The sequence below is a fragment of the Chitinophaga sp. genome, from assembly GCF_017745275.1.
GTDB lineage: Bacteria > Bacteroidota > Bacteroidia > Chitinophagales > Chitinophagaceae > Chitinophaga.
Genome location: NZ_JAGHZS010000001.1, coordinates 1,026,587 through 1,038,663, shown reverse-complemented (window position 1 = coordinate 1,038,663; position 12,077 = coordinate 1,026,587). Strand labels below are relative to the sequence as shown.

Genomic DNA, 12,077 nt, shown 5'->3' with positions numbered 1-12,077 from the left:
AATCCAAAGGTGTTAGGGCAGGTTCCAGAGCGGCCAAATGGGGCGGACTGTAAATCCGCTGACTACGTCTTCATAGGTTCGAATCCTATCCTGCCCACCAATACAGCGTGTTCCGCTTTTGCCCGTGCAGAGGCGGAACATGGTTGTTGAGAGGAAGGTGATCAATTCAGAAGAAGTTGATCAGATTACCCTAAACCTGTGATACAACAGCTCTTAAGTTCTTTTGTTTATTCTTTAATTCTATAAGTGGAAAGTTGCAGTGTTGTTTGCCGGAAACTTAGTGAATTTAAAATGCGGGAGTAGCTCAGTTGGTAGAGCGACAGCCTTCCAAGCTGTAGGTCGCGGGTTCGAACCTCGTCTCCCGCTCGTATTTTAACACGCTTTGCGTGATGCAATTTTTTCAAGCTGTTGTAGCTCAGGGGTAGAGCACTTCCTTGGTAAGGAAGAGGTCGAGAGTTCAATTCTCTTCAACAGCTCAATGAATTTTAGAAGAATAGTTGTAGTGAAATTTCTGTCGCCTCAACAAACTCCATAAAATTCGAATTTCGGAATTCGAATTTGTAAATTCCGCACTCCGAAATTAAAACTTAGCGTTGTAGCTCAATGGAAGAGCAACCCATTTTTATTTAGGGAAGGCCATGAGTTCAATTCTCATCAACGGTACAAGTTTGTAAAACCGTTTTTTTAAAACAACAATCAATACAATCTTTACAAACCATCTAAAAAGAAAATACAATGGCAAAAGAAACCTTCAAGCGGGATAAACCCCACGTAAACATTGGTACCATCGGCCACGTGGATCATGGTAAAACTACTTTGACTGCTGCCATTACCACAATTTTGGCTAACAAAGGTCTGGCAGAGAAGAGAGGTTATGATGAGATCGATGCTGCTCCTGAAGAAAAAGAAAGAGGTATTACCATCAATACAGCTCACGTTGAGTATCAGACAGCTTCTCGTCACTACGCACACGTTGACTGTCCTGGTCACGCTGACTATGTGAAGAACATGATCACCGGTGCTGCTCAAATGGACGGTGCTATCCTCGTGGTGGCAGCTACAGATGGTCCTATGCCGCAAACAAGAGAGCACATCCTGCTGGCTCGCCAGGTAGGTGTACCTCGTATCGTAGTATTCATGAACAAAGTTGACCTGGTAGACGATCCAGAATTACTGGAACTGGTAGAGATCGAAATTCGTGATCTGCTGTCTTCTAACGGTTTCGACGGTGATAACGTTCCTGTAATCCAGGGTTCTGCAACCGGCGCTCTCGCTGGCGATGATAAATGGGTAGGTGCTATCGACCAACTGATGGAAGCAGTTGATACTTACATCCCACTGCCTCCACGTCCAGTTGATCAACCATTCCTGATGTCTGTTGAAGACGTATTCTCTATCACCGGTCGTGGTACCGTTGCTACAGGTCGTATCGAACGCGGTCGTATCAAAGTTGGTGAGAACGTTGAAATCGTAGGTCTGCAGGAAGAACCACTGAAATCTACTTGTACTGGTGTTGAGATGTTCAAAAAACTCCTCGACGAAGGTGAAGCAGGTGATAACGCTGGTCTGTTGCTCCGCGGTATTGAGAAAACTCAAATCCGTCGTGGTATGGTTATCTGCCAGCCAGGTACCATCACTCCACACACTGAATTCAAATGCGAAGTTTACGTACTGAGCAAAGAAGAAGGTGGCCGTCACACTCCGTTCTTCAACAAATACCGTCCTCAGTTCTACTTCCGTACTACTGACGTAACCGGTGAAGTTGAATTACCAGCAGGTGTTGAAATGGTTATGCCTGGTGATAACGTAACTCTGACTGTAAAACTGATCCAGCCTATCGCTATGGATAAAGGTCTGAAGTTCGCTATCCGTGAAGGTGGTCGTACAGTAGGTGCTGGTCAGGTTACTGAAATCCTGAAATAAGCAACTAATAATATTAAAAGCCATTAGCTTTGGCAATTAAATGTCAGAAAATTTATATAGATTTGCTGGCTGCTAAAAGCTCACTGCTAATGGCTTTATACACGGGTATGGTGCAACGGTAGCATACGGGTCTCCAAAACCTTTGATCTGGGTTCGAATCCTAGTACCCGTGCCAAGGTTTAAGAAAATATAACTAAATGGTTGAATTGTTGTTATTACAAAATAAGACAAGTCAACCATTTTTTAGGCTTTAAACAATTGACCATAAATAGTTAACTTTATAGAATGAATAAGATCAGAAATTATTTCCGCGAGTCTTATCATGAATTGGTTTACAAGGTGTCCTGGCCTACCTGGCAAGAGCTCCAGTCATCTACCATGATTGTCCTGATAGCAACAATATTTGTTACTGCGCTGGTATGGGGTATGGATGCCGCTTCCAATTTTGTGTTAACTCACTATTACGAAATTTTCAAAGCTAAATAAATGGATGCAGCCAATCTTCCTGCTCAGGAAACAAAGTGGTATGTACTCCGCGTTGTTAGTGGCAAGGAAAAAAAAGTGAAGGAATACCTGGATATCGAAGTACGTCGCTCCGACTGGGGTAACGTGATCAGCCAGATTTTCCTGCCGGTAGAAAAAGTGTATAAAGTGCAGGCTGGTAAAAAAGTAATGCGCGAAAAAAACTTCTATCCCGGATATGTGATGATCGAAGCTGTAGATGGTAAAATGACCGATGAAGTAATACAGGCTATACGCAATGTATCCGGTGTTATCCACTTCCTCGGAAAAGAAAAACCAATCGCACTCCGTAAAGCAGAAGTAAATAAAATGTTAGGTAAAGTGGATGAACTGAGCGATCAGGGATTAACCATGAGCGAACCTTTCATCGTTGGTGAAACCATTAAGATTATTGATGGTCCGTTCAACGACTTCAACGGTGTGATTGAAGAAGTAATCGAAGACAAGAAGAAACTGAAAGTAACCGTGAAAATCTTCGGTCGCGCTACACCAGTAGAACTGAATTTTATGCAGGTGGAAAAACTCGCATAATTCTATTATACAACTACTTTATTGAAAAGCGTTCTGGTTATCCAGAACGCTTTTCTCATTTACCTATAACACGATGAATATCAAATCCCTTGTTGTTGGAGTAACCTGCTTATCCCTGATGGGAAGCCTGACTGCCCAAACTGTAGCTAAAAAGCCCGTCAAACCCGTTGTAATCAATACCATTACTTTTGAACCCATACCGGATTCAGTAACTGCTACCTCCGCTACCATCGCTGCATACCTGAAAACTCACCGCAGCGACCAGGCAGCTATCCTGAAATCGCTCTATGGCTGGATGGGGAACAATATCAGCTATGATATGGTAAACACTTTTAAACCGGATTATTATACAGATACTGTTGATGCTATCAACAAAACCTTGAAAACCCGTACCGCCATCTGCCACGGATATGCCAGCCTGTTTATGGATGTTAGCCGCCGCGCAGGTATTCCTGCCTGGCTGGTGAGTGGATATCCCATCACTGCTGGTAAACCTGATAATGCCAGCCATATGTGGGTGGCTGTTTTCACAGCTAATAAGTGGCAACTGATTGACCCCACCTGGGGATCCGGTTATGCCAATAACAATAAATTTGTGCGTCATTTAAATTGGGAATACTTCCTGGTATCGCCAGCCGTATTTATTAAAACACATGTGCCATTTGATCCGCTGTTCCAATTCCAGGATCACCCGTTAAGACACGATGAAGTCCGCGATGGCAAATGGACAGCAGGTAGTGCCAGGCCCATATTTAATTACCTGGATACATTGGCCGCTTATACCACGATGTCGGAAAAAGACCGGGCACAAAATGCTGCTAACCGCATTGCGCAATACGGTATCAGTAACCAGTTAATATCTGTTGAATTAACCGACCTGCGTAATATCATTGCCAACGCTGAGCATAATGAACAGGTAGATGCGTATAATAAGCAGGTGGGCAAAATCAATAAGGCCAGCAGCCTGTATAATGAAGTAACGAACAGCTTTAATCAATATGTGGTGTTCAAAAACAACCAGTATACACCTGCTAAAACAGATAAGGAAATCCGCGAGTGGGTAGATGGAATGGCTACGCAGTTGGATGATATCGATAAATTATTGCAAACCGTGACAGCTACTGAGCCTTCCCACGTTAAAAGTGTGGGAGAGATAAAAACCGCCATTGGTGGATTAAGGCAACGGATTACTGAAGAACAGGCGTTTGTTACAAAATATATAAAGACCGGGAAGCTATTCCGGAAAGGCTTGTTTTATAAGATGAACTGGAAATAGGGAGAGAAAAGCCCTTTATTTTTATAATTTTAGCCTGTCATCCGGATGTTGCCCGGATAAATCAATATCGGTCCCTATATCTCATTATTGTATGAAATCAGTTATTTCTTTTCTGCTGGTAATGGTAGGTATATCTGCCAGCGCCCAAAGTGGTAAATCCGCAAAGCCCACTAAAGCCGTTAAGCCAATTGTAACTACTGCTATTCCCCAGATACCTGAGGCGGCTACTGCTTCTCCGGCAGCTATGGCCCAATGGCTAAAGGGGCACACCGGTAGCAGTACTGCACTGCAACAGGCATTATTCAATTGGGTTGCCACCAACATCGCTTACGATGTGCCCAATATGAATCATCCCAACAGTTACCGGGATTCAGCGGCTGCTATACAGCGGACCTTGCGTACCCGTAAGGGATTATGTACAGATTATGCAGTATTGTATGCACAGGTATGCCGGGAAGCCGGTATTAATGCTATTGTGGTGACGGGTTATGGCTTGCAGAATGATATTATGATTCCTACCGGGTCACACGATTGGGTATTAGTGAAAAACGGTACGCAGTGGACCATTACAGATCCTACCTGGGGAGCTGGAGCCGTGGATAACGGCCGGTTTATTCCCAAAATCAACTGGACCTGGTTCCAGGCGTTGCCGCAGCTGGCCGTAAAAACGCATATGCCATATGACCCTATGTGGCAAATGTTGTCTTTCCCGCTGCGTCATGATGAGCTGAACAGCCAGGGCTTTGCAGCGGCCACCAGGCGGCCGGTTTTTGCGTTCAATGATTCGCTGAATGCCTGGTTTAAGCAGTCCCGCCTGGAGCGGCTGCAACATGCGTCGGCCAGGATCCGGCAATTTGGCGGTGCTGCCAATCCTTTTATTATGTCGGAACTGGACTGGATGGATCAAACGATTAAGGTACTGGCTTCCAACCAGGAAATTGAAGCCCGGAACCGGAGGGTGGACCAGTTTAACGAAGTAAACCGGGATTATACGGAAGTGGTGAAGTTATATAATGAGTATGTTGCTTTTAAAAATAAGCAGTTTATGCCGGAGATGAAGGACGAGGCATTGAAAAAGATGATTGATGTTATTGCCGGCAGGTTGGAGGCAGCAGAAAAGTCGCTTTCGGGGCTTCGTATCCAGGATGATACGATCAAGCATAATATGGATGAGTTGCTGCAGGCGATTACGGAAATGAAGGGAAAGGTGAGTGGGGAGCAGGCTTTTGTGAATAAGTATATTAAAACGGAGAAGGGAAAGCGCAGGGAATTGTTTTATGTACAAGTGGCGGAGAAATCGTAACTTTGCACGCTTCGGATAATAGGGAAATTTTTCGGGTAATGCAATAGATTTGTAAAAAAAATCCTTTCCGAAGCAAAAAGGATGCCCAATTTCAATTACTTTTTGACAATTTCATAATAATATATACCTTTGCATCCCCTTTAAAAGGTTATTTTCAGTCCTTTTAGTTTTGGGAGTCTCCCCGTAAGGTGGGGGCGTTTAACCAAATTAAAACAAAAAACATGGCAAAAGAAATCGCAACGTACGTGAAATTGCAGGTTAAAGGCGGCCAGGCCAACCCTGCACCTCCAATTGGTCCCGCTTTGGGTTCCAAAGGTGTGAACATCATGGAGTTCTGCAAACAGTTCAATGCCCGTACCCAGGATAAAATGGGTAAAGTATTGCCTGTGTTGCTGACAGTTTACACTGACAAATCTTTCGACTTCGTAATTAAAACTCCTCCGGCACCTGTACAATTGCTGGAAGCTGCTAAATTGCAAAGTGGTTCTAAAGAACCTAACCGTAACAAGGTGGGTAAAGTTTCCTGGGCTCAGGTAGAAGCTATCGCTCAAGATAAGATGGCTGATCTGAACTGCTTTACGCTGAACAGCGCTATGAAAATGGTTGCTGGTACTGCACGTAGCATGGGTATTACTGTTGATGGTAAAGCTCCTTGGGAAAACTAATTGTTTCACCCTGTTGAGGCAGGATCTTAAAATCATTTTGACAAATGGCAACTAAAAAAAGAAAAGTAGCTGACGCGAAGCTGGAAAAAAATAAGGTTTATAGCCTGAAAGAAGCTTCTAGCTTGGTTAAAGATATTAACTGTACTAAATTCGACAGTTCTGTCGATTTACATATCCGCTTAGGCGTTGATCCTAAGAAAGCAGACCAGGCAATCCGTGGTTCCGTAACGCTTCCACACGGTACTGGTAAAACTAAAAGGGTGTTGGTACTTTGCACACCTGATAAAGAAGCTGCTGCAAAAGAAGCAGGTGCTGACTTCGTAGGTCTGGATGAATTCATTCAGAAGATCGAAGCTGGTTGGACTGAGGTTGATGTAATCGTAGCTACTCCTGCTGTAATGCCGAAAATCGGTAAACTGGGTAAGATTTTAGGTCCACGTAACCTGATGCCGAACCCTAAAACCGGTACTGTTACTAACGACGTTGCAGCTGCAGTAAACGATGTTAAAGGCGGTAAAATCACTTTCAAGGTTGATAAAGCTGGTATCATCCACGCTTCTATCGGTCGTGTATCTTTCGCATCTGATAAAATTGAGCAGAACTCCCTGGAGCTGATCAATGCTATCATCAAGCTGAAACCAGCTACTGCAAAAGGTACTTACCTGAAAGGTCTGTCTATGGCTAGCACCATGAGTCCTGGTATTGTTATCGATACTAAATCTGTTCAAAACTAATTGATCACGAGTTGTAGTCGTTATCTGTAAAGATGGGGCTTGCTACAAACGTTTTAATATGAATAAAGATCAAAAAAATGAAGTGATCGAACTGCTGAAAAGTAAGTTCTCTCAATACAGCAACTTTTACATCACCAATACCGAGTCTTTAACGGTAGCACAGGTGAATGACCTGAGGAAAGTGTGCTTCAACAAGCAGGTGGAAATGAAGGTGGCTAAAAACACCCTGATCCGCAAGGCATTGGAGTCTCTGGATAGCGAAAAATATGCAGGTGTATTTGACAGTCTGCATGGCGTAACTGCCCTGATGTTCTCTGACAGCCCGAAAGAGCCGGCTCTGATCATCTCTGATTTCCGTAAAGCTAACAACAAGCTGGAAAAACCAGTTCTGAAAGCTGCATTTGTTGCTGACGAAATCTTCGTAGGTGACAACCAACTGAAGGCACTGACCAACATCAAGACCAAGAACGAGCTCATTGGCGAAGTTATCGGTCTGTTGCAATCTCCTGCAAAACGCGTTATCGCTGCTTTGCTGGAAAAAGGCAAGAAAGAAGAAGCTGGGGTGGAAGCACCTGCAGCAGAATAGCTATCAGCTGTTAGCCATTAGCTGTTAGTTTGACTAACTGCTAAGAGCTAAAAGCTAGAAGCTCACAAAAACTGGCTTCCAAGTCACAATATAATTAACAACAACATTACAAACATTACATTAAAACATTATAAAATGGCAGACGTAAAAGCATTAGCTGAACAATTAGTAGGTTTAACTGTTAAGGAAGTACAAGAACTGGCAGACGTTCTGAAATCAGAATACGGTATCGAGCCAGCTGCTGCTGCAGTTGTAGTTGCTCCATCTGGTGATGGCGCTGCTGCTGTTGAAGAAAAAACTGCCTTCAACGTAGTCCTGAAATCTGCAGGTGCTAGCAAACTGAACGTTGTGAAGATCGTTAAAGATCTGACCGGCTTAGGTCTGAAAGAAGCGAAAGAACTGGTTGACGGTGCGCCTAAATCTGTAAAAGAAGGCGTAAGCAAAGCTGAGGCTGAAGACCTGAAAGCTAAGCTGACTGAAGCTGGTGCTGAAGTTGAAATTCAGTAATTCTTTGCTTAAGTATACATCTTTTAAAGGTCAAAAGTGCTTTTGCACTTTTGGCCTTATTCCCTTTGGGAAAGTGTCTTTTTCAGAGAGTCAAAACGGGGAATCACTTGAGGTGACTTTGACCACGTGTAGAAGGCATAAATAAATCGGGATGGTATTGGCAAAGAAATCTTAATTTCCCTAATTCTTACAAGTCATATAACTGCTAACTTCGAATATGTCTCTAAAAAAAGCCCAAACAAACGAAAGAGTAAATTTTGGAAAGATCAAACAAGTTACTGAGACACCGGATCTGTTGGCTATCCAAATCCAATCTTTCAAGGATTTCTTCCAATTAGAAACCACACCAGACAAGCGAAACAACGAAGGCCTTTTTAAAGTATTTAAAGAGAACTTCCCGATTACGGATACCAGAAATATCTTTAATCTGGAATTCCTCGATTATTTCGTGGATCCGCCGCGTTATACCATCGAGGAGTGTATTGAGCGTGGGCTTACTTATTCCGTACCGTTGAAAGCGAAACTCCGCCTCAGCTGTAATGATGAGGAGCATGTGGATTTCCAGACGATTGTTCAGGATGTGTTCTTAGGAAACATTCCGTACATGACTCCAAGAGGTACTTTCGTTATTAATGGTGCTGAGCGCGTAGTTGTATCCCAACTGCATCGTTCACCTGGTGTTTTCTTTGGTCAATCCGTACATCCGAACGGTACTAAAATCTACTCTGCAAGGGTGATTCCGTTCAAGGGCGCGTGGATGGAGTTTGCAACGGACATCAACAACGTGATGTACGCCTACATCGACCGTAAGAAGAAATTCCCGGTTACCACCCTGTTACGTGCCATCGGCTATGAAACAGATAAGGATATTCTGCAGCTGTTTGGCATGGCAGATGAAGTAAAAGCAGACAAAAAGAGTCTTGATAAATATGCCGGCAAAAAGCTGGCTGCCCGCGTTTTAAGAAGCTGGGTGGAAGACTTTGTGGATGAAGATACCGGTGAGGTGGTGAGCATCGAGCGTAATGAAATTATGCTGGAGCGTGATAGCATCCTGGATGAAGCGAATATCGAAACCATCGTAGACATGGGACTGAAAAGCGTTTTCGTTCAGAAGGAAGAGGTGAGCGGTGATTTCTCCATCATCTACAATACATTAAATAAGGATACATCTAACTCCGAGCTGGAAGCCGTTCAGCACATCTACCGCCAACTGCGCGGTGCTGATGCGCCGGATGATGAAACTGCAAGGGGCATCATCGATAAATTGTTCTTCTCCGACAAACGTTACGATTTAGGTGACGTAGGTCGTTACAAGATCAACAGAAAATTAGGTCTTCCTACTCCGTTAGACATGAAAGTGTTAACGAAGGATGACATCATCTCCATCATCAAGTACCTGGTACAGCTGACGAATGGTAAGGCGGAAATCGATGATATCGATCACCTGTCTAATCGTCGTGTGCGTACTGTAGGCGAGCAGTTATATGCTCAGTTTGGTGTTGGTCTGGCACGTATGGCGCGTACCATCCGTGAAAGAATGAACGTACGTGATAACGAGGTATTTACACCAGTAGATCTGATCAACGCGAGGACTTTGTCTTCCGTGATCAACTCCTTCTTCGGTACTTCCCAGTTATCCCAGTTCCTGGATCAAACAAACCCGTTATCTGAAATCACGCACAAACGTCGTATTTCCGCTCTCGGACCCGGTGGTTTGAGTCGTGAAAGAGCAGGCTTTGAGGTGCGTGACGTTCACTATAGCCACTACGGCCGTCTGTGTACCATTGAAACACCGGAAGGACCAAACATCGGTCTGATTTCTACACTTTGCGTTCACGCGAAAGTGAATGAAATGGGCTTCATTGAAACACCTTACCGTAAAGTAAGCAGCGGTAAAGTAGATATGCATAAAGTGGAGTTCCTGAGCGCAGAGGAAGAAGATTCTGTGAAGATTGCACAGGCAAACGCCCCACTGGATGATAAAGGTAATTTCATAAATGATAAGATTAAGTCCCGCGAAACCGGTGACTTCCCGATTCTTGAAAAAGATGAAGTGGAATTCATGGACGTGGCACCTAACCAGATCGTAGGTTTGAGTGCGTCGCTGATTCCGTTCCTGGAACATGATGATGCCAACCGTGCGTTGATGGGATCAAACATGCAACGTCAGGCAGTTCCATTGCTGAATCCTGAAGTACCTATCGTAGGTACTGGTCTGGAAGGCAAAGCTGCACGTGACTCCCGTCTGCAGATCACCGCAGATGGTAATGGTGTAATCGAATTTGTGGATGCAAATGAAATCCATGTTCGCTACGAACGTGATGAAATGCAGAAACTGGTGAGCTTTGAAGACGATCTGATCGTTTACACACTGACCAAATTCGTTAAAACCAACCAAAGCACCTGTATCAACCTCAGACCTTGCGTGAAGAAAGGTCAGCGCGTTAAGGATGGCGACTTCCTCACAGAAGGTTACGCTACCCGCGGTGGTGAACTGGCGCTGGGACGCAACCTGAAGGTAGCGTTCATGCCATGGAAAGGTTACAACTTTGAGGATGCGATCGTAATCTCTGAGCGTGTTGCACGTGAAGACCTCTTTACTTCCATCCACATTGATGAATATGAACTGGAAGTTCGTGATACCAAACTGGGTGAAGAAGAACTGACACCAGATATCCCTAACGTAAGTGAAGAGGCTACCAAAGACCTCGACCAGAACGGTATTATCCGTGTTGGTGCGCACATTAAAGAAGGTGATATCCTGATCGGTAAAATTACCCCACGTGGTGAGTCTGATCCTTCTCCGGAAGAAAAACTCTTAAGAGCGATCTTCGGTGACAAGGCTTCTGATGCGAAAGATGCTTCCCTGAAAGCACCTCCATCAACAGAAGGTGTGGTAATCGACAAGAAATTGTTTAGCCGCGCTAAGAAAGACAAGAACTCTAAAACCCGTGAAAAAGCAGCGATCGAGAAACTGGAGAAAATTCACCAGAAGAATGCGGAAGATCTGCTGGAAGTGTTGATGAGCAAGTTGCTGGTATTACTGAAGGATAAAACCTCTCAGGGTATTACCAACACTTACGGTGAAATACTGATTTCCAAAGGATCCAAGTTCTCTCCAAAGAACCTCGTGAATATTGACTTCATGAACGTAAACCCACTGGGCTGGACAACAGACGAAGTGGTGAACGATCAGATCAATACCCTGCTGCATAACTATAACATCAAGTTCAACGAAGAGCTGGGTCGTTACAAACGTGAGAAGTTCAACATCTCTATTGGTGATGAGCTGCCAGCGGGTGTACTGAAACTGGCGAAGGTTTACCTCGCCAGCAAGCGTAAGTTGAAAGTGGGTGATAAGATGGCGGGACGTCACGGTAACAAGGGTATTGTTGCCAAGATTGTGCGTGATGAAGATATGCCATTCCTGGAAGATGGTACACCACTGGATATCGTACTGAACCCACTCGGGGTACCTTCCCGTATGAACCTTGGACAGATCTACGAAACCGTATTAGGTTGGGCAGGTCTGAAACTGGGTGTACGTTTTGCGACTCCGATCTTTGATGGTGCTACTACAGAGGAAATTGCTTCCTACATCAACGAAGCTGGTTTACCAAGCTTTGGTCACGCTTACCTGCACGATGGTGAAACGGGCGACCGCTTCCACCAGAAAGCAACCGTGGGTGTTATCTATATGCTTAAACTGAGCCACATGGTGGATGATAAGATGCACGCCCGTTCTATCGGACCGTACAGTCTCATTACCCAACAACCACTGGGTGGTAAAGCCCAGTTTGGTGGTCAGCGTTTTGGTGAGATGGAGGTATGGGCACTGGAAGCATACGGTGCATCCAACATCCTGCAGGAACTGCTTACTATTAAATCAGATGATATCGTTGGTCGTGCCAAAGCATATGAATCTATCGTGAAAGGAGACAACATCCCTAAAGCGGGTGTACCTGAATCCTTCAATGTATTGATCCATGAATTGCGTGGTCTGGGTCTGGATCTGAAATTTGACTAAGAG

10 protein-coding genes and 5 tRNA genes are annotated in these 12,077 nt (G+C 44.4%); all 15 read left to right on the top strand.

Translation table 11 applies throughout. The features are described 5' to 3' along the window. Nucleotides 1–15: 15 nt before the first annotated feature. The 15 genes from J7623_RS04120 to rpoB all read left to right on the top strand — a co-directional run bounded on the left by J7623_RS04120 (nucleotide 16) and on the right by rpoB (nucleotide 12,074). A tRNA-Tyr gene (locus tag J7623_RS04120) sits at nucleotides 16–100 on the top strand. Nucleotides 101–293: 193 nt separating this feature from the next. Next, nucleotides 294–366: transfer RNA gene (locus tag J7623_RS04115), tRNA-Gly, on the top strand. A 38-nt stretch (nucleotides 367–404) separates the two neighbouring features. After that, a tRNA-Thr gene (locus J7623_RS04110) sits at nucleotides 405–476 on the top strand. A gap of 113 nt (nucleotides 477–589) precedes the next feature. Continuing rightward, nucleotides 590–663: transfer RNA gene (locus J7623_RS04105), tRNA-Lys, on the top strand. Between the two features lie 72 nt (nucleotides 664–735). Then, nucleotides 736–1,923, top strand: a complete 1,188-nt coding sequence (tuf, locus tag J7623_RS04100; RefSeq protein WP_291917421.1) for an elongation factor Tu — start codon at nucleotides 736–738, stop codon at nucleotides 1,921–1,923. A gap of 101 nt (nucleotides 1,924–2,024) precedes the next feature. Beyond that, a tRNA-Trp gene (locus tag J7623_RS04095) sits at nucleotides 2,025–2,098 on the top strand. A gap of 110 nt (nucleotides 2,099–2,208) precedes the next feature. Then, complete coding sequence (gene secE, locus J7623_RS04090) at nucleotides 2,209–2,409, top strand: preprotein translocase subunit SecE (RefSeq protein ID WP_106527941.1); 201 nt, start codon at nucleotides 2,209–2,211, stop codon at nucleotides 2,407–2,409. Then, nucleotides 2,410–2,976: a transcription termination/antitermination protein NusG gene (nusG, locus tag J7623_RS04085; protein WP_145672408.1), complete on the top strand. Its 567-nt coding sequence runs from the start codon at nucleotides 2,410–2,412 to the stop codon at nucleotides 2,974–2,976. A 73-nt stretch (nucleotides 2,977–3,049) separates the two neighbouring features. Further along, entirely contained in the window at nucleotides 3,050–4,252 is a 1,203-nt protein-coding gene (locus J7623_RS04080; RefSeq protein WP_291917413.1) for a transglutaminase domain-containing protein, read from the top strand. 91 nt (nucleotides 4,253–4,343) lie between these two features. Next, nucleotides 4,344–5,555 carry a transglutaminase-like domain-containing protein gene (locus J7623_RS04075; RefSeq protein WP_291917411.1) on the top strand — a complete coding sequence of 404 codons (1,212 nt, stop codon included), beginning with the start codon at nucleotides 4,344–4,346 and terminating at the stop codon, nucleotides 5,553–5,555. A gap of 221 nt (nucleotides 5,556–5,776) precedes the next feature. Then, nucleotides 5,777–6,220 carry a 50S ribosomal protein L11 gene (gene rplK, locus J7623_RS04070; protein ID WP_079470671.1) on the top strand — a complete coding sequence of 148 codons (444 nt, stop codon included), beginning with the start codon at nucleotides 5,777–5,779 and terminating at the stop codon, nucleotides 6,218–6,220. Nucleotides 6,221–6,264: 44 nt separating this feature from the next. Further along, nucleotides 6,265–6,954 (top strand): 50S ribosomal protein L1, encoded by a 690-nt coding sequence (gene rplA / locus J7623_RS04065; protein ID WP_291917404.1) that lies wholly within the window; start codon nucleotides 6,265–6,267, stop codon nucleotides 6,952–6,954. 58 nt (nucleotides 6,955–7,012) lie between these two features. Continuing rightward, a complete protein-coding gene (gene rplJ, locus J7623_RS04060) occupies nucleotides 7,013–7,540 on the top strand; it encodes a 50S ribosomal protein L10 (protein WP_291917401.1) in 528 nt (175 codons plus the stop codon). A 135-nt stretch (nucleotides 7,541–7,675) separates the two neighbouring features. Next, nucleotides 7,676–8,047, top strand: a complete 372-nt coding sequence (gene rplL / locus J7623_RS04055; RefSeq protein WP_291917400.1) for a 50S ribosomal protein L7/L12 — start codon at nucleotides 7,676–7,678, stop codon at nucleotides 8,045–8,047. Between the two features lie 217 nt (nucleotides 8,048–8,264). Next, complete coding sequence (rpoB, locus tag J7623_RS04050; protein WP_291917399.1) at nucleotides 8,265–12,074, top strand: DNA-directed RNA polymerase subunit beta; 3,810 nt, start codon at nucleotides 8,265–8,267, stop codon at nucleotides 12,072–12,074. Nucleotides 12,075–12,077 lie beyond the last annotated feature (3 nt).

What these genes read in the sequence shown, in the direction of transcription:
- tuf (WP_291917421.1), top strand. Translation starts at nt 736, where the DNA reads ATGGCAAAAGAAACCTTCAAGCGGGATAAACCCCACGTAAACATTGGT.
- J7623_RS04075 (WP_291917411.1), top strand. Translation starts at nt 4,344, where the DNA reads ATGAAATCAGTTATTTCTTTTCTGCTGGTAATGGTAGGTATATCTGCC.
- rplL (WP_291917400.1), top strand. Translation starts at nt 7,676, where the DNA reads ATGGCAGACGTAAAAGCATTAGCTGAACAATTAGTAGGTTTAACTGTT.
- rpoB (WP_291917399.1), top strand. Translation starts at nt 8,265, where the DNA reads ATGTCTCTAAAAAAAGCCCAAACAAACGAAAGAGTAAATTTTGGAAAG.
- rplA (WP_291917404.1), top strand. Translation starts at nt 6,265, where the DNA reads ATGGCAACTAAAAAAAGAAAAGTAGCTGACGCGAAGCTGGAAAAAAAT.
- J7623_RS04080 (WP_291917413.1), top strand. Translation starts at nt 3,050, where the DNA reads ATGAATATCAAATCCCTTGTTGTTGGAGTAACCTGCTTATCCCTGATG.
- nusG (WP_145672408.1), top strand. Translation starts at nt 2,410, where the DNA reads ATGGATGCAGCCAATCTTCCTGCTCAGGAAACAAAGTGGTATGTACTC.
- rplK (WP_079470671.1), top strand. Translation starts at nt 5,777, where the DNA reads ATGGCAAAAGAAATCGCAACGTACGTGAAATTGCAGGTTAAAGGCGGC.
- secE (WP_106527941.1), top strand. Translation starts at nt 2,209, where the DNA reads ATGAATAAGATCAGAAATTATTTCCGCGAGTCTTATCATGAATTGGTT.
- rplJ (WP_291917401.1), top strand. Translation starts at nt 7,013, where the DNA reads ATGAATAAAGATCAAAAAAATGAAGTGATCGAACTGCTGAAAAGTAAG.